This window comes from Afipia dichlorophenoxyacetatis, from assembly GCF_055386385.1.
This window is the reverse complement of record NZ_AP029250.1, coordinates 1,264,288-1,285,388: the sequence shown is the minus strand read 5'-3', so window position 1 is coordinate 1,285,388 and position 21,101 is coordinate 1,264,288. Positions and strand designations below refer to the sequence as shown.

Below are 21,101 nucleotides of genomic sequence, written 5' to 3'. Positions count from 1 at the left end.
TCTAATCAGTCCGGGTCGCAAGCCCAATTTCAATGCTGCAATTGCTAACTAATGGCGCATTCAGAGATCGCGTCTCATCTTGACGCGCACAAATTGAGCTTGTCACGTTCAATAGACGAACTTATGTTCGTTTTTAATGCATCGAGGAGGCGCGAGTGGCCCACATCAGGTTCGTTCAACGCGACGGCTCGGAGAGTGTGATCGAGGCTAGTGCCGGCGTCAGCGTGATGCTCGTCGCCGTTCGCAATGGAATCGCCGGCATCGAAGGCGAGTGCGGCGGCTGTCTCGACTGCGCGACCTGTCACGTGTACGTCGATGAGCAGCAATCGAGCCATCTTCCAGCCCCAAAGGAAGACGAACTAGAATTGCTGGGCGCCGTAACAGCCGTGCGAAAGCCGAACAGCCGGCTGAGCTGCCAGTTGAAAGCCCCCTTTCCCGTTGACCCCCTCACAGTCTACGTACCGGAGACCGAGAGATGAGCGGCCTCGTCGTTATTGGCGCCTCGTATGCCGGCGTTCAGGCCAGCCTGACTGCACGCGATTCAGGCTACGCCGAGCGCATCACCATTGTCGGCGATGAGAGCAGCCTTCCATACCAACGGCCGCCGCTCTCCAAAGGCTTTCTGCTCGGTCTCGAGAGCGAGGAAAGCCTGATCCTGCGCGACAATGCGTTCTTCGAGAAAAAGGGCATCGATCTTGTGCTCGGGACTCGCGCGCTCGAGATCGACAGGCAATCGCGGAAGATCCTGCTCGGCGGCGGCTCGGAATTAGTCTTCGACAAGCTGATGATCGCAACGGGCTCGCACGCGCGGCAACTGCCCATCAACGGCGCGAACCTGGATGGCGTTTGCTATCTTAGGTCGCTTCATGATGCAGTCGATCTTAAAGCGAGATTGCAAGATGCGTCCGAGATCGTTGTAATTGGTGGAGGTTTTATCGGGCTTGAAGTCGCGGCGTCCGCGACCAAGCTCGGCAAGAAAGCAACTGTTCTCGAGAGCGCGTCTCGCCTGCTCGAACGGGCTGTTTCGCCTATCGTCTCCGAATTCCTGCTCGACATGCATACGCAGCATGGGGTCGACGTGTTGCTCGAGGAAACAGCTGTTTCGGTCGAAGGGCGGAATGGCCGAGTGTCAGCGGTCCTTTGCGGAAACAATCGGAGAATTCCAGCAGACATCGTCCTGATCGGCGTTGGCGGCCTCCCCAACGACCAGTTGGCCAAAAGCGCCGACTTGAAATGCACCAATGGCATCGTTGTGGACGATCACGGCCGCACCAGCGATCCAAACATCTTCGCGGCCGGCGACTGCACCTCGCACTACAACATCTTTGCGCGGGAATGGCTTCGCCTTGAATCCGTACAGAACGCACAGGATCAAGCCAAGGCTGCGGGCCTTGCGATCGCCGGAGACACAGGGCCCTATGAAAGCGTGCCGCGATTCTGGTCCGACCAGTATGACACCAAACTGCAGGTCGTCGGCATCTCGCGCAACTTCGACGCCCAGGCCGTCCGGGGCTCAATCGAGGACGGAAAATTCTCGGTGTTCTATTACAGGCTGGGACGGCTGATCGCCGTCGACAGCATCAATCGCGCCGGTGATCAGATGGCCGCCAGGCGGCTCATCGCAAGCGGAATCTCGCCATCACCCGAAGAGGCGGCGGATCTGTCGTTCGATTTCAAATCTCTTCTGAGGGCTGCGGACAACGCTGGTGCATAATCGACTGATTCGCTATTTCCATAAGTGAATCAGCCATCTCAAGCAGTGGACCCACTCGCGGCATGCCCAAACTCAAGCGGACGGCAGAGGACAAGGACGGCAGGCCGGACGGGACCGAATTTATCGAGAGCCTCGATCGCGGCTTGAGAGTCATTCAGTCATTCGCCTCGGACCACCGGCCGATGACGCTCAGTGATATTGCCAAGGTCTCCAATCTGCCGCGCGCGACGGTCCGCAGAATCCTTCTGACGCTCCAGAAGTCGGGCTTTGTTGCCGGTGACGATCGGCTCTTCACGCTGACGCCGCGCATCCTCACCCTTGCGTCGACCTATCTTGCATCCAACCAGATCAGCACGGTGATGCAGCCTCTCATGGATGAGGTCTCATCAAAAGCGAAGGAAATTTGCTCGCTGGCCGTGCTTGATGACGATGAAGCGGTGTTTGTTGCGCGGGCCAGTCCGGCCCGGGTTTTCCCGGCGGGAGTCGATATCGGTTACCGGCTTCCGGCTTTCTGCACCTCGGTGGGACGCGTTCTGCTTGGCCGGCTCTCGAACGATGAATTGACCGCGACCATCAATGGCATGACGCTGAAGCCGCAAACGCCGGAAACGATCACAGACAAGTCGCTCGTGATCGCTACGATCGTCACGGACCGAAGCAAAGGCTATTCCCTGGTTGATCTCGAAGCAGAGGAAGGCTTCCGCTCGATCTCGGTTCCGATCCACCGATATGATGGCGGCATCATCGCCGCCGCCAATATCGGAGCTCATGTCGATCGCATATCGACCGGCGAGATGATCGATCGCTTCCTTCCGCTGCTGAAGCAAATGGCAGCGACTGCCAAGCCACTCCTGGTCTAGAGCGTTTTCAAGCGAATATCGCTTAGCTTTCTATGCTCGCGCGCGGGACCTGGAGACGCTCTTCTTTCCACGCGTCTCGTGAAACTCAATCGCCCTCACACTTAGAAGCTTGCGACAAGCGCGATCCATCACGTCTATTTCGTGCTCAGTGAGCTGGCATTCAGCCGTGACGTGTTTGACGCATCGTGCAATTTCCGAGATCCCACGATCGGCAATGCCCAGCCCCTTCGCGGTCAGACGCACCAGTTCCGATCGTCCATCGTCATTCACTGAAACCCGGCAAATCAGACCTGCTTCTTGAAGCCGCGCAACCCGCTTCGTCATCGCGCCGGAGGTCACCAACAGTGTGCGAAACAGATCGGTGGGGCGCAACTCGTAGGGTTTGCCGGTACGCCTCAACGCCAGCAAAACGTGAAGGTCGCCGGTCACCAGCCCGAGCGCCTTCGAAATCACCTGCACGCGGGCTTCGTGCATCAGATTTGCACGCTCCATCCGCAGCAAAGTACAGGCGACTTTGAGGTCAAGATCGGGCCGTTCGATCAACCAGGCCGCTTCGATGTCATCGTAGATTGTTTCCTTGCCCCGTCGTGGCACCGGTTGTTCCGCAGACGCGGCCCGGCGGCCGTTCGTTCTTTTCATTTGAAATCTCGTGAGTGAACTTGGAGCACCTCAAACGCATTACACCACGCCGAACTATACCCTCATCTAACATCAAGCTTCGGTACTGAAATGTGGCAAGACATTGTGCGTATCAAATGATACCCAGTGATCGAGCAATATGTCGGCGAGAGCAAGCCGCCGGAGCGTTGTCACAAATGGAGCCCGCTCCCATCCGGGCACATCGCGGATCGTTCAGAAATCTGGCAAGGGAGCAAGCGGGAGAAGTTCGTTTACAACTTCTGGAAGCGCTCTATTTCAGACGCTTCTTGTAGGCATCCGGGTCCATGTCACGGATATCGATACTGATACTGTGCGTATTCTCGAGGAGCTTCGACAAAGTGCTTCGCAGTTCGAGACTCAAGGCTTCCTTCTGCTGTGGCGTGCGTCCCGCAAGCAAATAAAGCGACACATGGAAGAATGATTGAGCCTTGCCTGCGACCAGATAGTCGTCGAAGGCTTGGGCCCGGATCTTGAGGTCCTCTGCCTTGACCACGCCGGTGGAAGCAGCAGCGAGATGAAGCGCCATCATCACCTCGCTGATTGGCGGCATCTCCTGACCGACGGAATAGTGGCACACAATATGGGGCATTCGTAACGATCGCGAATATGAGCAATTGTCGAGTTGCGCCGGCTGCGCACTCAGAGATCGAAAAATACCGTTTCCAAGTCACCCTGCAGATGAATATCAAGCCGATAGGTCGCGACGTCGCCCGGCTCCCGAACCGCAATTAACGTCCCACGCCGTTCTGCAGGCACTAGCGCGAGAATGGGATCTGTCGCGTTCGCAGCTTCGTCTTCGAAATAAATCCGGGTCTGCGCCTGGCGGGTCATCCCGCGCGCAAAGACCGCGAGCAGGATGTGCGGCGCCTGCAACTCGTTGGGTCCTGCGACAGGCCCAGGCTTGATCGTGTGGAATGAATACGCGCCCTTGCTGTCGGTCCCGCAACGGCCGAAGCCCCTGAAAGCGGCATTGGGGAGCGAACGTGCATCCTGCGGATCGGCAAAGCGGCCCTGCGCGTCTGCCTGCCAGATCTCCAGCATCGAGTCGGTGATCTCCTTGCCGTCACCGTCAAACACGCGTCCGACAATGCGGATGCGCTCGCCCGAAACATCCGGAGTCACCAGGTCGTTGCCGAACGCATCGTTCCACTGGTAGTCGCTGCCCGGTGTCAGTCCATATTTGAAGTAAGGCCCGACAGTCTGTGATGGAGTAATGCCGCTCATCAGTCGTTATCCAAAGGTGTGGCGTTGCGCCCGCGCAAAATGATGTCGAAGCGATAGCAGAGAGCCCAATCAGGCTTGGTGTGTTCGAGGTCGAAGCTCGAGACCATCCGCATACGCGCCTTCTCATCGGTTACCGAATTGAAAATCGGATCGTAGGCGAACAGTGGATCGCCCGGAAAGTACATCTGCGTCACGAGACGCGAGAGGAACGAATGGCCGAACAATGAGAAGTGGATGTGAGCCGGACGCCAGGCATTCGGATGATTGCCCCACGGATACGCGCCCGGCTTGATCGTGATGAATTTATAGTAGCCGCTCGCATCAGTCTTGGCTCGCCCTGCGCCGGTGAAATTCGGATCAAGCGGCGCTGGATGCTGATCGACCACGTGAACATAACGCCCGCAGGCATTGGCCTGCCACAATTCTACCAGCGTGTCGGGAACGCCACGGCCATCCTCGTCGCGGACATGTCCATGAACGATGATCCGCTCGCCGAGCGGCTCACCCTGATGCTGGATCGTGAGGTCGTGATCGCTCTCGCGCACTGTCTCGTGGCCATAGACCGGCCCGGTCAATTCCGACAGCGTATGAGGCATGATGATCAGCGGCTTGGTCGGCGAGCGTTTCACCGTGCTTTTATAGTCCGGTGAGAGCCGCGCCGCGTGCGCTGCATTACTTTCGCGCGGATATATGAGGGTCATGGGACAATCTCATAGGACGATCAAGGGAGACGTTCGATTAGCGAACAGCCGCATTCAGCCGGGAAATAGCAACCATCGCGCATCCTCTTAAACCGAAACCTCAATCACAATCCAGCTTAACTGAACTGAAAATCGGAATGAATAGCTTGCAACCTCGGAATTCCTTTCTCCCTCGGAAGCATCGCGCACGGGCCGGGCGGCACCTTAAACTGCACCGATAACGAGACAGCATGAAGTGAAAGCAAAGCAGCTTCACCATGAACATTGTGCAGTTTGCCCGGCGACACCAAGGGCTACAAAGCGCGGTGAAGTTTTATGGCAATCCCACTACATTGATGATGATCGCAGGGAAGCCCTGCTCATCGTGAGGGTCGCAAATAGACCACGACCACCATAGATTGGCTGAATGAAAAAAATCGGATTTCTTTCGTTCGGGCATTGGACGCCCTCCTCACAATCGCAGACCCGCTCGGCAGCGGATACGCTGCTGCAATCCATCGACCTCGCCGTTGCGGCTGAAGAGCTGGGCGCTGACGGCGCGTACTTTCGCGTTCACCATTTTGCACGTCAGTTGGCTTCGCCTTTTCCCTTGCTGGCAGCCGTCGGCGCGAAAACCAGCCGCATCGAGATCGGCACCGCGGTCATCGACATGCGATACGAAAACCCGCTCTACATGGCAGAGGACGCGGGGGCAGCCGATCTCATTGCGGGCGGACGCCTGCAGCTTGGCATCAGCAGAGGTTCGCCCGAACAGGTGATCGATGGATGGCGCTATTTCGGCTATCAGCCCGCGGAGGGCGAAACCGATGCCGATATGGGACGGCGTCATGCCGAGGTCTTTTTCAGTGTGCTGCAGGGTAAAGGTTTCGCCCAGCCCAATCCGCGCCCGATGTTTCCGAACCCACCCGGCTTGTTGCGCCTCGAACCACATTCGGAGGGGCTTCGCGATCGCATCTGGTGGGGAGCCGGCTCGAACGCCACGGCCATATGGGCGGCGAAGCTCGGCATGAACCTACAGAGTTCGACACTCAAGAATGACGAAACCGGCGAAGCCTTCCACGTGCAGCAAGCCGCGCAGATCAAGGCCTACCGTGCCGCCTGGAAAGAAGCAGGGCATATGCGCGAGCCACGTGTCTCGGTCAGCCGCAGCATCATTGCCCTTATGAACGATCACGATCGCGCTTACTTCGGACGCGGCGAGGAACAGGATCAGGTCGGGTTCATCGACGAGAGAACCCGAGCAATCTTTGGCCGCGGCTATGCCGCCGAGCCGGAAGTTTTAATCGAGCAGCTCAAGAAGGACGAGGCGATCGCTGAGGCCGACACGCTGCTGTTGACCGTGCCGAACCAGCTCGGCGTTGCCTACAACGCCCATGTCATTGAATCGATCCTGACCCACGTGGCTCCCGCGCTCGGGTGGCGGTGATCGTCATCCGGCTCCGGTGCCGCGCAACCTTGGTTCAAGCAACACCCGGGCGAAAGCCGAGGCCCTGCTCATTTCATAACGTAGGGAAATGTCTGGCTGGGGCGGGAGGATTCGAACCTCCGCATGGTGGAATCAAAATTCGGCTAATTCGCCAATGATTTCAACGGCGATTCCCTCTTATTCGAGCATGTTTCCTATCGCTCCCCGCTTCCCAAAGACTCGATATTAGCGCGCCTGGTTGCTTGGTCGTACTCGCGGCTCGACCAGCGAACAATCATGTTTGCTTTTGCCTTTGGATCAAATTCGAGCAAGTAGGGAAGAACATCCGGGATCACGGATGTATGGTTTTCTTCGCACTCAACGAACAACAGAAAATCAGGGGCACGCTTCAATTCCCCTAAAACGCGGAGAAGCAAGACGCCCTCCACGATGATCGGCCTCCCCAACAAACGTCGTTCTTCTAAGACGCGAGCTAGATCAGCCGTTCGAATGGAAAGGGGCACAGTATTATTTATGAGGAAGGAATCCAGATGGATTGCCGGCATCTCTAACTGCCAGCTAAGCCACGATGCCAGCGAAGATTTGCCCGAACCATTTAAGCCATCGACTCCAATCAGTAGGGGATATCGATGCTCTGGAAACCCTAGCACTTCACGAATTCCGTTGCGCACGTCCACGTAAATGGTCGGAGCAACTAAGAGCGGCCCTAAGTCGATGGCGGGATTCATTTCTGACCTGTCAGCTTCAAAAGCGGCAAATCCTTTGGCTGTTCGGGATAGCGAAACCCACTCCCACGCAACTATCGACCATCGAACGCGCCCCAAAATGGCATCGCGTCAAGTTGCCAGTCAAATCGATACACTCGCTCACGCAATAGAGTTCATCCAAAAACGGAATGCATCAATTCGCGTGAAGAAAAGTAGACCAGTTAGACAAGTTGACGGCAGCTAGACTGCTAGTTTTTCGGCGGTTTCAGCCGATTTTGCAGGGCGTTCTTCTAACTCAAGCGCGTCCGTGGGGGCGACATTGTTTAGCCCTTTTGCATAGGTCTTAACCAAACGCTTGGTGGTTGCGTCGAACGAAATGGTTCCCATTAGGACAGCGTCGGCTATGTCGGGATAGTCTTCCACTAGACCGAGATAGTTCTTGCGCGCCCATGCAATCACAGCCTCGCGAAGCGGATGTGCACCTCTGCTTCGACCAATTCTTTGATCCGTTTTCAATCCGAAGACGTTTAAGCAGAAACCGAGGTATCTTGCCGAATTGAAATTCGGCCGCTGTTTAATCTCCTCGTACAACAATCGACGTAACTTGAAGAGAATGATCTTGCGAGTCTTGCTGTTATCGTAATTGGCAAACCCACTCCAAACCATGCTGTACTGTACGGTCCAACCAAGGTGATTGCTCCTCCTAACGTATGCTGCGCGGCCAATAATTTCGAACATTAGGCTCGCTAATTTATCGTAATAATCGTCATCCCATTTATACGCGTCGTCGTGCCGCCGGAGCCTCGTTTGCTTCACTCCGCTTCGGTGAAGAATCGCGATTGCACCTTCAATAAATTCTGTAACCGCGCGTAGACTCCCCAATATTTCGTCAACTTCTTCGCGCGGCAACTCCTCATCGAGCTTGTATAAATCTCGACAGGCCGTCTCTAAAATTCTGAATGCTCGACGCAGTGCATACGAATTACGATCAAATTGATTATTGGCTATCGCGCTTTCGAATGTCACCAGCACAGCGCGCGAGTACGCAGAAAGTTGCTTACTATCAAGGTTCCATCGAGCATCAAGATCAACATCTAACGGCGAATTATTGTGTCCCGCCAATCCCTCGACCAAATTGAAATCACCATAAAGCGCGTTAGTGAAAGGCTTCACATATCCAAGGTAGCCAGAGAAATAGCCCGCATCTTCGTGATAGAGTAACGAGTCTTTATTCAACAATGCCTCTGTAGAAATGTTTGAGGCAAGCTGACCAGCAGGCAAACCGAAGTTCTTAAATTCCGACATCGCTTCGAAAAGAGCGATTGCCGTGTTCGGTGCGCAGGCGACGACCGTTCGACAAAATCGTCGATTGCCAAGTATTAGCAACAAGTCGTGAGCAAGTTGCGCGGCTGCCGGTGGCTGTTCTCTCCGTCCTTGCGACTTGTCTGCGGGTGGGACGGGCGACAATCGAATCGCATGCTTGACGATATTTCTCGCTGAAAACTCTATCTCTGCCGCAATCGCGGGGAGGTCATTCTGATCACCCTGAAGAACGTAGCGATAGACGGCTCGCGTATACGAGAGCGCGTTCCAGCTACCAAACGTGGAAGGACGAATGTAGGCGTACCAAAGCCAAACAAGTATAAGGCCCAAAAATAGGAGGCCTAGGCACAACTGCCATAGCGTCTGATCGGCAAGGAAAGCGGGGAGCGGAATAGCCTTTGCAAAGATAACGTCGCTTAACAACGTGGCGAGCCCAATAAAAGCTGTCCCTCCGAAAACGATCGGCCAAAGAGGAATTGGAGCGGTGTAGATTCGAAATTGGTAGCGAGCTCCAGTCAGCGTGTAGATTAGTACGAGCAAGGCGAAAGCCTGAACAAACTCGGCGAATCCGAAAATTCCACCCTTGCCCCCGTCAGTCGCTACGAGACAAAAGCCCAATACCGAATGATCGCAGGTTGCCGCTGCTGGCACCTGCACATTTACTAAGTCCGAACAAAGAAAGAGTGCCTCAACAAGACAAAAGTAATTGGGGTCCACTTCGACCTCATTCAACGCGAATCTGACTGCGATCTGCACATGATGAGGTCTCGGGTTTACGACCGCCAGCTAAATAACGTCCGCTTTGCTACCGCAGCGCGTTACCCACGCATTCCTACCGACGAAGAACGCTCAAAGAACATCCATTCGGAATGGAGAGTGGATCACCGTTCGGAATGCAAAACCTGAATATGAGAGAAGTGCCCGATTTTATTGGCTAAGTCTGGCTGGGGCGGGAGGATTCGAACCTCCGCATGGTGGAATCAAAATCCACTGCCTTACCACTTGGCGACGCCCCAACAGCGCCGAGCGTTTCAGCAAATGCGGAGGCGTCACCGCCCCTGCCGAAATCCGCTCTGTCTGGGAAGTGGCGGGACCATAGCCGCGCCGATACCCTGTGGCAACGCTGGTCTATAGACCGGTTTCGAGAGTTTCAACAGGCAAATCAGCCATTTCGCGAAATCAGTTTCGCCGCTAACCTTGTCCCAAACACAGCCCGCAGGCTTTAAGAATCCGTCATTTTTCAAAGGCGGGATCGGTCCTGCCCGCAGAGGAAGTCCAAGGTTATGACCTACCGCGCTCCGATCAATGACATGTTGCTGTCCCTCAACCACGGCGCCGGGCTTTTGGCCGCCATCGAGGCCGGGCATTATAACGGCTATGAGGCCGATTTTTCCGCCTCGGTGATCGAGGAAGCCGGCAAGTTTGCCACCGAAATCCTTGAGCCGCTGAACCAGATCGGGGACCGTGAGGGGATCAAGTTGACCGACAAGGGCGTGGTCACCGCCCCGGGCTGGTCTGATGCCTACAAGCGCTGGTGTGACGGCGGCTGGAACGCGGTGTCAGGTCCGGAACAGTGGGGAGGCCAGGGCCTGCCGCTGGCGGTGCATTCCGCCGTCAACGAAATCTGGAGCGCGGCCAACATGTCTTTCGGGCTGTGCCCGCTGCTGACGCTCAGCGCGATCGATGCCCTCGAGGCCCACGGCAGCGAGGAGCTGAAGACAATTTATCTCGAAAAGCTCATCTCAGGCGTCTGGCCTGGCACCATGCAGCTCACCGAGCCGCAAGCCGGCACTGATGTTGGCGCATTGCGCACGCGCGCGGAGAAGCAGCCCGACGGCACCTATCGCCTGTTCGGCACCAAGATCTTCATCACCTATGGCGACCACGACATGAGCGACAACATCGTTCATTTCGTGCTGGCGCGCCTGCCCGGCTCCCCTCCCGGCTCCAAGGGCATCACGCTGTTCCTGGTGCCAAAGTACCTCGTCAACACCGACGGCTCGCTCGGCGCCCGCAATGACATCTATGCCAGCGGCATCGAGCACAAGCTCGGCATTCATGCCTCGCCGACCTGCACCATGACCATGGGCGACAAAGGCGGCGCGATCGCCTATCTCGTCGGCGCCGAGAACGGTGGCATGGCCGCGATGTTCACCATGATGAACCAGGCGCGACTCGGGGTCGGCCTTCAGGGCGTCGGCATCGCCGATCGCGCCTATCAGCGTGCGCTCGCCTACGCACAGGAACGCAAGCAGGGCAAAGCCCGCGGCAGCAAGGGCGACGGCTCCGACCCGATCATCATGTTCCCGGACGTGAAGCGCAACCTGATGCTGATGCGCGGCATGACGGCCGCAGCGCGTACCATTTGCTACGCCACAGCGGTGGCCATCGACATCTCGCACCGCGCCAGCGATCCGAAGGTGCGCGCCAAGGCCGCAGCGCGCGGCGCATTGCTGACACCGATGGCAAAGGCGTTCTCCACCGATATCGGCAACGAAGTCGCGGCAATCGGTGTGCAGGTGCACGGCGGCATGGGCTTCATGGAGGAAACCGGCGCGGCGCAATATGTTCGCGACTCCCGAATCCTCACCATCTATGAAGGAACCAACGGTGTGCAGGCCAACGACCTCACCATGCGCAAGCTGGCGATGTCGGGCGGAGAAGCAGTGTGGGATCTGCTCGGCGAGCTTTCGGAGATTGTCGCAAAGGTCGAAGCCTCGAACGATCCGGCCTTCGGCACCACCGGAGCGAAGCTGCGCGACGCGGTCGCCTCGGTCGAGCACACCAGCAAATGGCTACTGGAGAAAATCGCCACTGCGCCAAACGATGCGCTGGCTGGCGCAACGCCATACCTGCGCCTGTTCTCGACCACGCTCGGCGGCTGCATGCTGGCAAATGAAGCGCTGGCCGCACGTAGCGACGGTGCCGTGCAGGGCGACGCTGGCCGCTACGTCACGCTGGCGCGCTTCTTCGCGGAGAACGTGACAGTGCAGTCCGGTGCGCTGGAACGTGCCGTGATCGACAGCGCCGATGCCGTCAACGGCGCGGATGTTGTACTGGGCGCCTAAGCGCGGAGCCAAAGCCGAAAAGCCCGATACCTTCAATGGAAGTGCGTCTCGGGCTTTTAGATGAATCTACGTATTCACCATTCGCGTATGTAATCGCGCGTACCCGTCTTTGGTCCGCCCCGATAGACGAATGAACTTCCTGTGGTCGGGGCGGCGGCGTCCATGCTGGCCATGGCGTTGTACGCCGAACGTGTCCTGCCGGTGTAATACCCATACCCGTAGGCTTCATTCGGCCAGTAACGCTGGGTCTGAATCTCCTCACTCGGCCAGTAACGCTGATCCGAAATCACCTCGCCAGCATGGGCAACACCTGACGCGGCGAACAACGAGATTGCAGCAGACGCAGCGAGCATAAACCTTCTCATGATCCTCTCCTTTTCCGATGTAGGTTTCCGGCAGAAGGTCGGACACCGCCGACATACGTCATCAGGTTCGGATCACAAGGTTCGACGTTACGCGATCACGCACAGGTGAGAGCAGCACGACGTAAACAGCTTATTTGATGAGCTTGCCTATTTTAACGGCTTCAATCCCGCTTCGATTTCCCTGCGGCGTGGTTCAAGGAAAGGCGGCAACGCCAGCTTCTCGCCGAGTGTTTCCATCGCTTCGTCAGTTGCGAAACCGGGACCGTCGGTCGCGATCTCGAACAGGATGCCGTTCGGTTCGCGGAAATACAGACTGCGGAAATAGAAGCGGTCGATTTCACCGCTGTGGTTGATACCGAACTCGGACAACCGTTTCGTCCACGCGTGATAGCTCGCCTCGTCCGGTGTACGAAATGCGACGTGATGCACGCCGCCGGCGCCTTGCCGTGCGGGAGGCAAGTCCTTCTGCTCGATCACATGAATTTCCGCCGCGGGTCCGCCTACTCCCATCTCATAGACGTGGATGCGGTGCTCTCCGTCAGGCGAGGCATAATCGCGCACGCGCTTCATGTTCATGACTTCAACCAAGGCGCGCTCGGTTCGCGACAGCTCGGGCACGTTCAGCACAATAGGGCCAAGTCCGCGAATCTGGTGTTCGGCATGCACCGGGCTCTTCTCCCAGGGGTTCGCCTCCTCCTTGCCATCGTCGTCCACCAGCACAAGACGCTGCCCCTCCGGGTCCTCGAGCGGCAATGTCAGGCGGCCATCGACTTCCGTCACCTTGCCGGTGTGCACGCCAAGTTTCAGCAAACGGTCATGCCAGTAGCCAAGCGCCTTTTCGCCATTCACCCGCAGCCCGGTGCGCGCAACGCTGCGCGTGCCGCGATGCTCCCGCGCCGCTGGCCAGTCGAAGAAGGTCAGATCCGTGCCGGGCGAGGCTTTTCCATCCGCGTAGAATAGGTGATATGCGCTCACGTCGTCCTGATTGACGGTTTTCTTCACCAGCCGCATACCGAGAACACCGGTATAAAACGCGAGGTTACCCTTGGCGTGGGCGGAAATCGCGGTGAGATGGTGAATGCCGGTGAGTTGCATCGCACTCTCCCTTTTGTGGACTAAAACCGGAAATCATTGGCGAACGTGACCGTTCTGCCCGATGATGTAGGCGAGATTTCAGGCTGCGCCAGTTCGCAGTCCTTTGATTATAACATTCGCAGGAGATGCCTGCCAAAATAGGGTGCGAATGTTAGAATCAGACCACGAGAGCCCCGATTCCGAAGTTCGCATCATTCCGCTGCTCGTTCGTCTGCGAACTTCAGAATCGAAGGACTCTAGGAAGTTACTGTTCTAGTGTGGCTTTGGTTCTGAAGTCCGCATTCCGGAGTCGCCGCACGAATGATGCGGACTTCAGAACCGCCGCACTAGATAATTCAGCCGTATTTCGGGGATTGATCATGACAGACCACGTGCTGGTAACCGATGAAGACGCAACACGCGTCGTCACACTGCGACGGCCGGAAAAGAAGAATGCGCTGACACAAGACATGTACGCGGCGATGAGCACTGCCATCGATACGGCGCAGAACAATCCCGCAATTCGCTGTCTGATCATCACCGGTGGCTCCGGTGTGTTCACTGCGGGCAACGACCTCGACGATTTCCTCAAAGCAAGCGCTGGCGGATCGCGCCCCATGAATGCAGTGAAGTTCCTGCACTCGCTGGTGCACAACACCAAACCGATCATCGCCGCGGTGGACGGCATTGCCATCGGTATCGGCACCACGATGACGTTCCACTGCGACTACGTTCTGGCCAGCACCGCAGCAACGTTTTCAACGCCGTTCATCCACCTTGGCCTCGTGCCCGAAGGTGCCTCCAGTCTGCTGGTGCCGATGACGATGGGTCATCAGCGTGCTTTCGAAATGTTAGTGATGGGGCGCCCCTTCAGTGCGCAGGACGCCAAGGAAGCCGGTTTCGTCAACGCGGTGGTCTCACCCGGGCATACCGAGACCGAAGCACGCAAAGTCGCGCGCGAAATCTGTGCGCTTCCAGCCGAGGCCGTCGCCATATCGCGCAAGCTGCTCAAGCAGCCGCCAGACGAACTGGTTCGCCGCATCGAGCAGGAAAGTCATCTTTTCAGCGAGCGCATGAGCTCGAAAGAGGCGATGGCCGCTTTCAAGGCCTTCTTCGCCCGCAAGAAAGCGTGATATTTAAACGTCAGAACCAAGGTTTATATGAATAGTCGCGCCTGGTCTTGTACCAGGCATCCCTGTCTTCTATTCGTGGAACCCGAACAGGGGCTCCAAAGGACACTGTCCATGCCGACACTCTACTATCATCACACTGCCTGCCTCGATCACGATACCGCTCCCGGTCATCCCGAGCGCCCGGATCGCATGCGCGCCATCGAGCAGGGATTGGCGCAGGATCATTTTAAGCCGCTGGTTCGCATCGAAGCACCGGTCGCCGATTTCGACACTGTCGCGCTGTGTCACAGCAACGAATACATCGATGAGCTGCGTCACATTTCGCCGAAAGAAGGGATGATCTATCTCGACGGCGATACCTCGATGTCTCCCGGCACACTAGAAGCGGCGCTGCGCGCGACCGGGGGCGCCGTTGCCGCAGTCGACGCTGTGATGAGCAACACGAAGACCAATGCATTCGTCGGGACGCGCCCTCCAGGCCATCACGCCGAAACCGCAAAGCCGATGGGCTTCTGCTTCTTCGACAGCGCAGCGATTGCGGCGCGTTACGCGCAACGCAAATACGGCATCAGCCGCGCGGCCGTGGTCGATTTCGACGTTCATCACGGGAACGGCAGCCAGGAAATTTTCTGGTCCGATCCAACCGTGATGTATGCTTCAACACATCAGATGCCGCTGTTTCCCGGCACCGGTTCGACCTCCGAGCGCGGTGAAGAAGACACCGTCGTCAATGCGCCACTACGCGCCGGCAATGGCGGCCGCGAATTCCGCGAAGCGTTCGATCTGGCGATCCTGCCACGGTTGGAGCAGTTCGCACCGGAGCTGATCGTGATTTCCGCCGGCTTCGACGCGCACTGGCGCGATCCGCTCGGCAGCCTTGAACTCAAGGAAGAAGACTACGCGTGGGTGACGCGCAAGCTGATGGAAATCGCCGACAAGTCCGCGCAGGGACGCATCGTCTCGGTGCTCGAAGGCGGCTACGATCTGCAAGGCTTGCGGGATTCCGTTGCCGTGCATGTCGCAGCGCTGATGAACAATTAAGACTGTCCATCCGCTTCCAGCACGCGGCAAATCAGGCTAAATAGCCGCCATATTACGCTCGTAAATCATTTCTAGATTTTGCGGCGTGGAACTGAACTTGAGGATATTGAATGGCCGATAACACTCATGCGGACGTCAAAACGCTGAGCTTTGAGCGCGCGATCGAAGAGCTTGAATCGATCGTGAAGCGACTTGAAGATGGCAAGGTCCCGCTCGAGGAATCGGTTGCGATCTATGAGCGCGGCGAAAGCCTGAAGCGCCGCTGCGAGGAGCTGTTGCGGCAGGCGGAAGCGCGCGTCGACAAGATCACCACCGATGCCAGCGGACACCCTGTCGGCACCGAGCCGCTCGACGTGCAGTAAACGCGAGAACAGACGTCCGACGCCTCTATTCCAAGCTCGGTACTGCGCGAGCCCATCTCAGATTTACCTTCCGAGCATGTATTCGAGGGATTGATGCATGCCCCTCGGGCATGCCTGCACACGCGATATGGGCCTCCTGATCGGTGAAATTCGCCGAAATCCGGCCGTTTGAAGCTGTTTTCGGTCTAAATTGACCAAGATGTAAGCCTTCCCTCGCCCACCGGACGGATTGGCATGACTTTGGAATTGGTATAAGCCACGGGACCGCTTCGGACCTTTTATGGCCTTTCTGTGCCGGGCCGGGCGCCTCCCCAACTCATTGCGGAAGATTGACGTGTCACATTCGAGCAAGACTCCCCTTCTTGATGCCGCGCCGACGCCGGATCTGTTGCGCAAGCTCAAACCTGAGCAACTGCGCCAGTTCGCCGAAGAACTGCGTCAGGAAACCATCGACGCAGTGTCGGTGACGGGCGGACACCTCGGCGCAGGTCTCGGCGTCGTCGAACTGACCACGGCGCTGCACTATGTATTCAACACGCCGGACGACCGCATCATCTGGGACGTCGGCCATCAGGCCTATCCGCACAAGATTCTCACCGGACGCCGCGACCGCATTCGTACGCTGCGCATGGGCAATGGCCTGTCCGGCTTCACCAAGCGCGCGGAGAGCGAATACGACCCGTTCGGCGCCGCGCACTCCTCGACGTCGATCTCAGCCGGGCTCGGCATGGCCGTGGCGCGTGATCTCACCGGCGGCAAGAACAACGTCATCGCAGTGATCGGCGACGGCTCGATGTCTGCCGGCATGGCCTATGAGGCGATGAACAACGCTGGCGCCATGCACTCGCGCCTCATCGTCATCCTCAACGACAACGATATGTCGATCGCACCGCCCGTGGGCGCGATGTCGGCTTATCTCGCGCGGCTGATCTCCAGCCACACCTATGGCTCTGCCCGCGAAGCGTTGAAGAACCTCGCGCATCGTCTGCCGAAGTTCTTCGAGGATCGTGCGCTCCGCGCGGAAGAATACGCGCGCGGCATGGTCACCGGCGGCGCACTGTTCGAAGAACTTGGATTCTTCTATGTCGGTCCGATCGACGGCCATAACCTCGATCACCTGTTGCCTGTCCTCACGAACGTGCGCGATGCCGGCAACGGCCCCGTACTGATTCACGTAGTCACGCAGAAAGGCAAAGGTTACGCCCCCGCCGAAGCTGCGCCCGACAAATACCATGGCGTCGTGAAATTCGACGTCGCCACCGGTGCTCAGGCCAAGGCGAAATCGAACGCACCGTCGTATACGGCCGTGTTCGGGCAAAGCCTGATCAAGGAAGCGCAGAAGGACGAAAAGATCGTCGCCATCACAGCCGCCATGCCGGGCGGCACCGGCATCGACATGTTCGGTCAGGCCTTCCCGAAGCGCACCTTCGACGTCGGCATCGCCGAGCAGCACGCAGTGACGTTCGCGGCCGGTCTCGCGACCGAAGGCTTCAAACCGTTCTGCGCGATCTACTCAACCTTCCTGCAGCGCGGCTACGACCAGGTTGTGCACGACGTGGCGATCCAGCGCCTTCCTGTGCGCTTCGCCATCGATCGCGCCGGTCTCGTCGGTGCTGACGGTCCGACCCACGCAGGTGCCTTCGACAACGCCTATCTGGGATGTCTTCCGGGTGTGGTGATCATGGCTGCAGGAGACGAAGCCGATCTGGTGCACATGATTGCGACCCAGGTGGCGATCGACGACGCACCCAGCGCGCTGCGTTATCCGCGCGGCGAAGGTCGCGGCGTCGAGATGCCGGAAGTCGGCATTCCGCTGGAAATCGGCAAAGGCCGCATCATGCGCCAAGGCTCCAAGGTCGCGCTGCTGTCGTTCGGCGCGCGTCTCGGCGAATGCCTCAAGGCGGCCGACGATTTGGAATCGTTGGGCCTGTCCGCGACGGTTGCCGACGCGCGTTTCATGAAGCCTCTCGATACCGATATGGTGCTGAAGCTCGCACGCGAGCACGAAGTCCTCATCACCATCGAGGAAGGCTCTATCGGCGGTTTCGGTACCCATGTGCTGCAGAGCCTGGCCGATCACGGCGCGCTCGATCGTGGCCTGAAGGTCCGCACGCTCGTGTTACCGGATACGTTCATCGATCAAGATTCACCTGCGGTGATGTATGGGCAAGCAGGCCTCGACGCCAAGGGCATCGTGAACAAGGTGTATGAGGCGCTCGGCAAGGACCCAAGGTCCGAGACGGTGAAGCTGGCCTAGTGGTTCGATTCTAACATCTGCATCCCACTTCGGCGGATACCGTTGCAAATGTTAGAATCAAAGAACCACTAGTATCCGAAAGAAGGGCATGGGCGAACGCAAGCGCGCAGACCTGTTGTTGGTTGAGCGCGGCTTGTTCGAGAGCCGCGCAAAGGCGCAGGCCGCAATCGAAGCAGGCCGTGTGACAGCCAACGGCAAGCCGATCGCCAAGCCATCGGAGACGATTCCGGAGGACGCCGTGATCGAGGCCGAGCCGGCCCATCCCTGGGTGTCGCGCGGCGGGGTCAAACTCGCCGGTGCGCTGGAGCAATATCCCATCGATATCGAAGATCATGTCTGTGTCGATGTCGGCGCATCGACCGGCGGCTTCACCGAGGTGTTGCTGAACTATGGCGCAAGCCTCGTCTATGCCATCGACGTCGGCCGGGAGCAGCTTCATCCGAGCCTGCGCGACAATCCGAAAATCATCTCGATGGAAGAAACTGATATTCGCTCGCTGGCGGGCAAGCGTCTGGAGAAACGTCCCGACATCGTGGTGATCGATGTCAGCTTCATTTCCCTCAAACACGTGCTGCCCGCGGTGTTACCTCTGGCCGCGGCGCCGATGCATCTTCTCGCGCTGATCAAGCCGCAATTCGAAGCGGATCGTAAGCACTCAAAGAAGGGCATCATTCGGGATGAGGCAGTGCATCGCGCGGTCTGTGACGACATTTCCAAGTTCGTGGCCTCGCTGGGCTGCACTGATATCAAGGTATTTCCATCATCCATCACAGGTGGTGACGGCAATATGGAATTTTTCCTCGGCGCGCGGCGCGGCTGATCACTTATGAGATGGCTCTGAATGTCTGAACGTCTCACCATCGCTCATATCGGCCATTTCGGCGACGGCGTGGCCCTCATCGGCGGCACGAGCGTTTACGTGCCTTATGCACTGGGTGGCGAGACGGTCGATGTTCTTCCCTCACCCGGCCACGACGATCGGCGGTCACTGGCTCACGTCATCGAAGCAAGCCCAGAGCGCATCGATCCATTCTGCCCGCATTTCGGCACGTGCGGCGGATGTGCGATCCAGCACTGGCATGACAGCGCGTACCGAAACTGGAAGCGGCAGCTTGTCGTCGACAGGCTCACACACGCAGGCATCTCCTGCGAGGTGGAGAATCTAATCGACGCCCATGGCACCGGCCGACGGCGCATGACCATGCATGCCCGGCAAAGCCAGCAAGGCGTGCTCCGCGTCGGTTTCGCCGCGGCTGGACGACATGAGATCATCGCCATCGACCATTGCCCTATTCTTGATCCGGCCATGCGTGGCGCCGTTGAAGCGGCCAACGAGATTGCCGAACTGCTCAAGCCCGTCAGCAAGCCGCTCGACATCCAGATCACGGCTGCGAACAACGGCCTCGACGTCGATGTGCGAGGCTCAGGGCCGCTGAATACTGCAATGCTGTCAGCATTGTCGAAGCTCGCGGCAAAGCATGATCTTGCACGCCTCACGCGCCATGGCGAACTGGTCATCATGCGCCGGCCACCCGTCGTGCGCATCGGCAAGGCGGAAATCAACTTGCCACCGGGCTCATTCATGCAGCCAACACTGGCAGGCGAGGAAGTGCTGGCCGGGCTAGCGTTCACCTTCTGCAAGGGCGCAAAGCATGTCGCTGATCTGTTCTGCGGTTTCGGCCCGTTTGCCCTGAGGCTTGCGGAGAAATTCAAGGTCACCGCGTTCGACAGTGACGCTGGCGCCGTGGCGGCCCTGCAGCACGCGGTCAAGAACACTCAAGGACTGAAGCCGATCAAAGCCGAAGCACGCGATCTGTTTCGCCGCCCATTGATGCCGCAGGAGCTGCGGGACGTTGATTGCGTCGTATTCGATCCACCGCGGCAAGGCGCGCAGGCGCAATCGCAACAGCTCGCCGCGAGCAAGATTACTCAGGTGGTGGCTGTGTCGTGCAATCCGACGACATTCGCCCGCGACGCACGCATCCTTCTCGATGGCGGGTTTAAACTGGACACCGTCACGCCTGTAGATCAGTTTCGTCACACACCGCATGTCGAGCTGGTGGCGCGCTTCCGTCGCTGAATCAGGATATCAACGCCCCCACCGCTCCTGCCAGATCTTCTCGCCGATAAGACATGACACACGAGGCTCGCGTGTCGCGGCGGGAATAACCCGTGGCTCCGGCACGCGGCCCGCGACCTCCATGACTAACTTGGTGCGGATGGCCTCTTTGAATTTTTCCTTGCTCTTGATCGGCACCACAAACGATCCTGCTCCGCCGATCACGCAATCCTCATAGTACCAATCGAGATTTTCGATATCCATCGTCGCGTAGTTGGTCTCCTTGGCCATGATCGGCAGGCCATTGATAGTGACGCCCTTGGCGAGCGCGGCGTCACGCGCGATGGTCACCGGCTCGCCATTGTTGTTGGGACCATCGCCGGAGATATCGATCACGCGACGAAGACCGTGATACTCATTGGCTTCGAACAGCGGCATTGCGAAATTGATCGCGCCCGAGATCGAAGTCCGCGACGCGCGGCGCAAGGGCGCCTTCGAAATCTCCTCGGCAACGGCGTCGGCGGATTCCGGACCATCGATGAGGCGCCAGGACATGACGACCTTCTGGTCGTTGGAGGCGGCCCACTCGAAGTATGTCACCGCGATCTTGCCGGTTGGACCGGTCTTCAGCGCCTGCAGGAATTCAGGAGAGGTGATCGCGCCGGCATAGCCTTCACGCTGGATCGCCAGTTCGTCCATATCCATCGAGTAGGACACATCGACAGCGAGGATCAGTTCAACATCGACACGCTTGGCTTCGTCGACCTTCTGAGCCTGCACCGGCATTGCGTTTGGCGCCGCCACGCTTGCCGCGTCCCCCGCCAACAATGCTCCCGCGGCGAGAACCACTCCGATCGAGATACACCAACGCATGGCGACCCTCCCCTGGACTGAGATCTAAGTTCGCCGGAAGGACTCGCAGAAAAAATCAGGCGAACTTCTGAACCACCGCACTAGATGGTGTCACGACCGACGGAGCCGGAAAAGCGGGAACCTGCGTTACGCACGTATCTGTGTCCGCCCATTTCGCCTTCAGACGGTCTTGGACCCCAGGAATTTAGCCGCCGTCTTGAGCGATTTGCCTTGTTTTCAATCACTTCGGCGGCCCGAAAGGTGGTCGTTTACCA

20 protein-coding genes and 1 tRNA gene are annotated in these 21,101 nt (G+C 58.1%); 11 read left to right on the top strand and 10 right to left on the bottom strand.

The features are described 5' to 3' along the window. Positions 1-155: 155 nt before the first annotated feature. The 3 genes from ACZ5C3_RS05960 (at position 156) to ACZ5C3_RS05950 (ending at position 2,574) form a co-directional block, all read left to right on the top strand. Positions 156-479 (top strand): 2Fe-2S iron-sulfur cluster-binding protein, encoded by a 324-nt coding sequence (locus tag ACZ5C3_RS05960; protein WP_464036026.1) that lies wholly within the window; start codon positions 156-158, stop codon positions 477-479. Further along, positions 476-1,714: an NAD(P)/FAD-dependent oxidoreductase gene (locus tag ACZ5C3_RS05955; protein WP_464036024.1), complete on the top strand. Its 1,239-nt coding sequence runs from the start codon at positions 476-478 to the stop codon at positions 1,712-1,714. Before ACZ5C3_RS05960 ends, ACZ5C3_RS05955 begins: the two co-directional genes overlap by 4 nt. 62 nt (positions 1,715-1,776) lie before the next feature. Next, entirely contained in the window at positions 1,777-2,574 is a 798-nt protein-coding gene (locus ACZ5C3_RS05950) for an IclR family transcriptional regulator domain-containing protein (protein WP_464036022.1), read from the top strand. Between the two features lie 30 nt (positions 2,575-2,604). Here the strand turns inward: ACZ5C3_RS05950 and ACZ5C3_RS05945 are convergent, their stop codons facing one another. The 4 genes from ACZ5C3_RS05945 to pcaH form a co-directional block, all read right to left on the bottom strand. Continuing rightward, positions 2,605-3,213, bottom strand: coding sequence for a MarR family winged helix-turn-helix transcriptional regulator (locus ACZ5C3_RS05945; RefSeq protein ID WP_464036020.1), 609 nt, complete (start codon positions 3,211-3,213; stop codon positions 2,605-2,607). A 271-nt stretch (positions 3,214-3,484) separates the two neighbouring features. Next, positions 3,485-3,823: a 5-carboxymethyl-2-hydroxymuconate Delta-isomerase gene (locus ACZ5C3_RS05940; RefSeq protein ID WP_464036018.1), complete on the bottom strand. Its 339-nt coding sequence runs from the start codon at positions 3,821-3,823 to the stop codon at positions 3,485-3,487. 50 nt (positions 3,824-3,873) lie between these two features. Beyond that, positions 3,874-4,458 (bottom strand): protocatechuate 3,4-dioxygenase subunit alpha, encoded by a 585-nt coding sequence (pcaG, locus tag ACZ5C3_RS05935; RefSeq protein WP_464036017.1) that lies wholly within the window; start codon positions 4,456-4,458, stop codon positions 3,874-3,876. Beyond that, positions 4,458-5,159: a protocatechuate 3,4-dioxygenase subunit beta gene (gene pcaH / locus ACZ5C3_RS05930; RefSeq protein WP_464036015.1), complete on the bottom strand. Its 702-nt coding sequence runs from the start codon at positions 5,157-5,159 to the stop codon at positions 4,458-4,460. The genes pcaG and pcaH overlap by 1 nt, the downstream gene beginning before the upstream one ends. Before the next feature lie 406 nt (positions 5,160-5,565). Here pcaH and ACZ5C3_RS05925 point away from each other — a divergent pair, with 406 nt between their 5' ends. Continuing rightward, positions 5,566-6,585, top strand: coding sequence for an LLM class flavin-dependent oxidoreductase (locus tag ACZ5C3_RS05925; RefSeq protein WP_464036013.1), 1,020 nt, complete (start codon positions 5,566-5,568; stop codon positions 6,583-6,585). A 194-nt stretch (positions 6,586-6,779) separates the two neighbouring features. Here ACZ5C3_RS05925 and ACZ5C3_RS05920 read toward each other — a convergent pair whose 3' ends face one another. The 3 genes from ACZ5C3_RS05920 to ACZ5C3_RS05910 form a co-directional block, all read right to left on the bottom strand. Beyond that, on the bottom strand, positions 6,780-7,313 hold the full coding sequence (locus tag ACZ5C3_RS05920) for a hypothetical protein (RefSeq protein ID WP_464036011.1): 534 nt from the start codon (positions 7,311-7,313) through the stop codon (positions 6,780-6,782). A gap of 219 nt (positions 7,314-7,532) precedes the next feature. Beyond that, positions 7,533-9,332, bottom strand: a complete 1,800-nt coding sequence (locus tag ACZ5C3_RS05915) for a hypothetical protein (RefSeq protein WP_464044599.1) — start codon at positions 9,330-9,332, stop codon at positions 7,533-7,535. Positions 9,333-9,556: 224 nt separating this feature from the next. Beyond that, positions 9,557-9,631: transfer RNA gene (locus tag ACZ5C3_RS05910), tRNA-Gln, on the bottom strand. Between the two features lie 267 nt (positions 9,632-9,898). Between ACZ5C3_RS05910 and ACZ5C3_RS05905 the strand changes: the two genes are divergently transcribed. Then, positions 9,899-11,683 (top strand): acyl-CoA dehydrogenase, encoded by a 1,785-nt coding sequence (locus ACZ5C3_RS05905; RefSeq protein ID WP_464036008.1) that lies wholly within the window; start codon positions 9,899-9,901, stop codon positions 11,681-11,683. Positions 11,684-11,757: 74 nt separating this feature from the next. Here the strand turns inward: ACZ5C3_RS05905 and ACZ5C3_RS05900 are convergent, their stop codons facing one another. Both ACZ5C3_RS05900 and ACZ5C3_RS05895 read right to left on the bottom strand, forming a co-directional pair. Next, entirely contained in the window at positions 11,758-12,048 is a 291-nt protein-coding gene (locus ACZ5C3_RS05900) for a hypothetical protein (protein WP_464036006.1), read from the bottom strand. Between the two features lie 147 nt (positions 12,049-12,195). After that, complete coding sequence (locus ACZ5C3_RS05895) at positions 12,196-13,143, bottom strand: ring-cleaving dioxygenase (RefSeq protein WP_464036004.1); 948 nt, start codon at positions 13,141-13,143, stop codon at positions 12,196-12,198. 359 nt (positions 13,144-13,502) lie between these two features. Here ACZ5C3_RS05895 and ACZ5C3_RS05890 point away from each other — a divergent pair, with 359 nt between their 5' ends. The 6 genes from ACZ5C3_RS05890 (at position 13,503) to ACZ5C3_RS05865 (ending at position 19,995) form a co-directional block, all read left to right on the top strand. Beyond that, entirely contained in the window at positions 13,503-14,255 is a 753-nt protein-coding gene (locus tag ACZ5C3_RS05890; RefSeq protein WP_464044598.1) for a crotonase/enoyl-CoA hydratase family protein, read from the top strand. Positions 14,256-14,366: 111 nt separating this feature from the next. Further along, positions 14,367-15,296 carry a histone deacetylase family protein gene (locus tag ACZ5C3_RS05885; RefSeq protein WP_464036002.1) on the top strand — a complete coding sequence of 310 codons (930 nt, stop codon included), beginning with the start codon at positions 14,367-14,369 and terminating at the stop codon, positions 15,294-15,296. Positions 15,297-15,406: 110 nt separating this feature from the next. Next, entirely contained in the window at positions 15,407-15,658 is a 252-nt protein-coding gene (locus tag ACZ5C3_RS05880; RefSeq protein ID WP_464036000.1) for an exodeoxyribonuclease VII small subunit, read from the top strand. Between the two features lie 334 nt (positions 15,659-15,992). Next, the gene (gene dxs, locus ACZ5C3_RS05875) at positions 15,993-17,915 is read left to right on the top strand and encodes a 1-deoxy-D-xylulose-5-phosphate synthase (protein WP_464035998.1); all 1,923 of its coding nucleotides are present in this window, start codon (positions 15,993-15,995) and stop codon (positions 17,913-17,915) included. An 88-nt stretch (positions 17,916-18,003) separates the two neighbouring features. Then, a complete protein-coding gene (locus tag ACZ5C3_RS05870) occupies positions 18,004-18,735 on the top strand; it encodes a TlyA family RNA methyltransferase (RefSeq protein WP_464035996.1) in 732 nt (243 codons plus the stop codon). 21 nt (positions 18,736-18,756) lie between these two features. Then, positions 18,757-19,995, top strand: coding sequence for a class I SAM-dependent RNA methyltransferase (locus ACZ5C3_RS05865; protein ID WP_464035995.1), 1,239 nt, complete (start codon positions 18,757-18,759; stop codon positions 19,993-19,995). 9 nt (positions 19,996-20,004) lie between these two features. Here the strand turns inward: ACZ5C3_RS05865 and ACZ5C3_RS05860 are convergent, their stop codons facing one another. Next, on the bottom strand, positions 20,005-20,847 hold the full coding sequence (locus tag ACZ5C3_RS05860; RefSeq protein ID WP_464035993.1) for a DUF1194 domain-containing protein: 843 nt from the start codon (positions 20,845-20,847) through the stop codon (positions 20,005-20,007). Positions 20,848-21,101 lie beyond the last annotated feature (254 nt).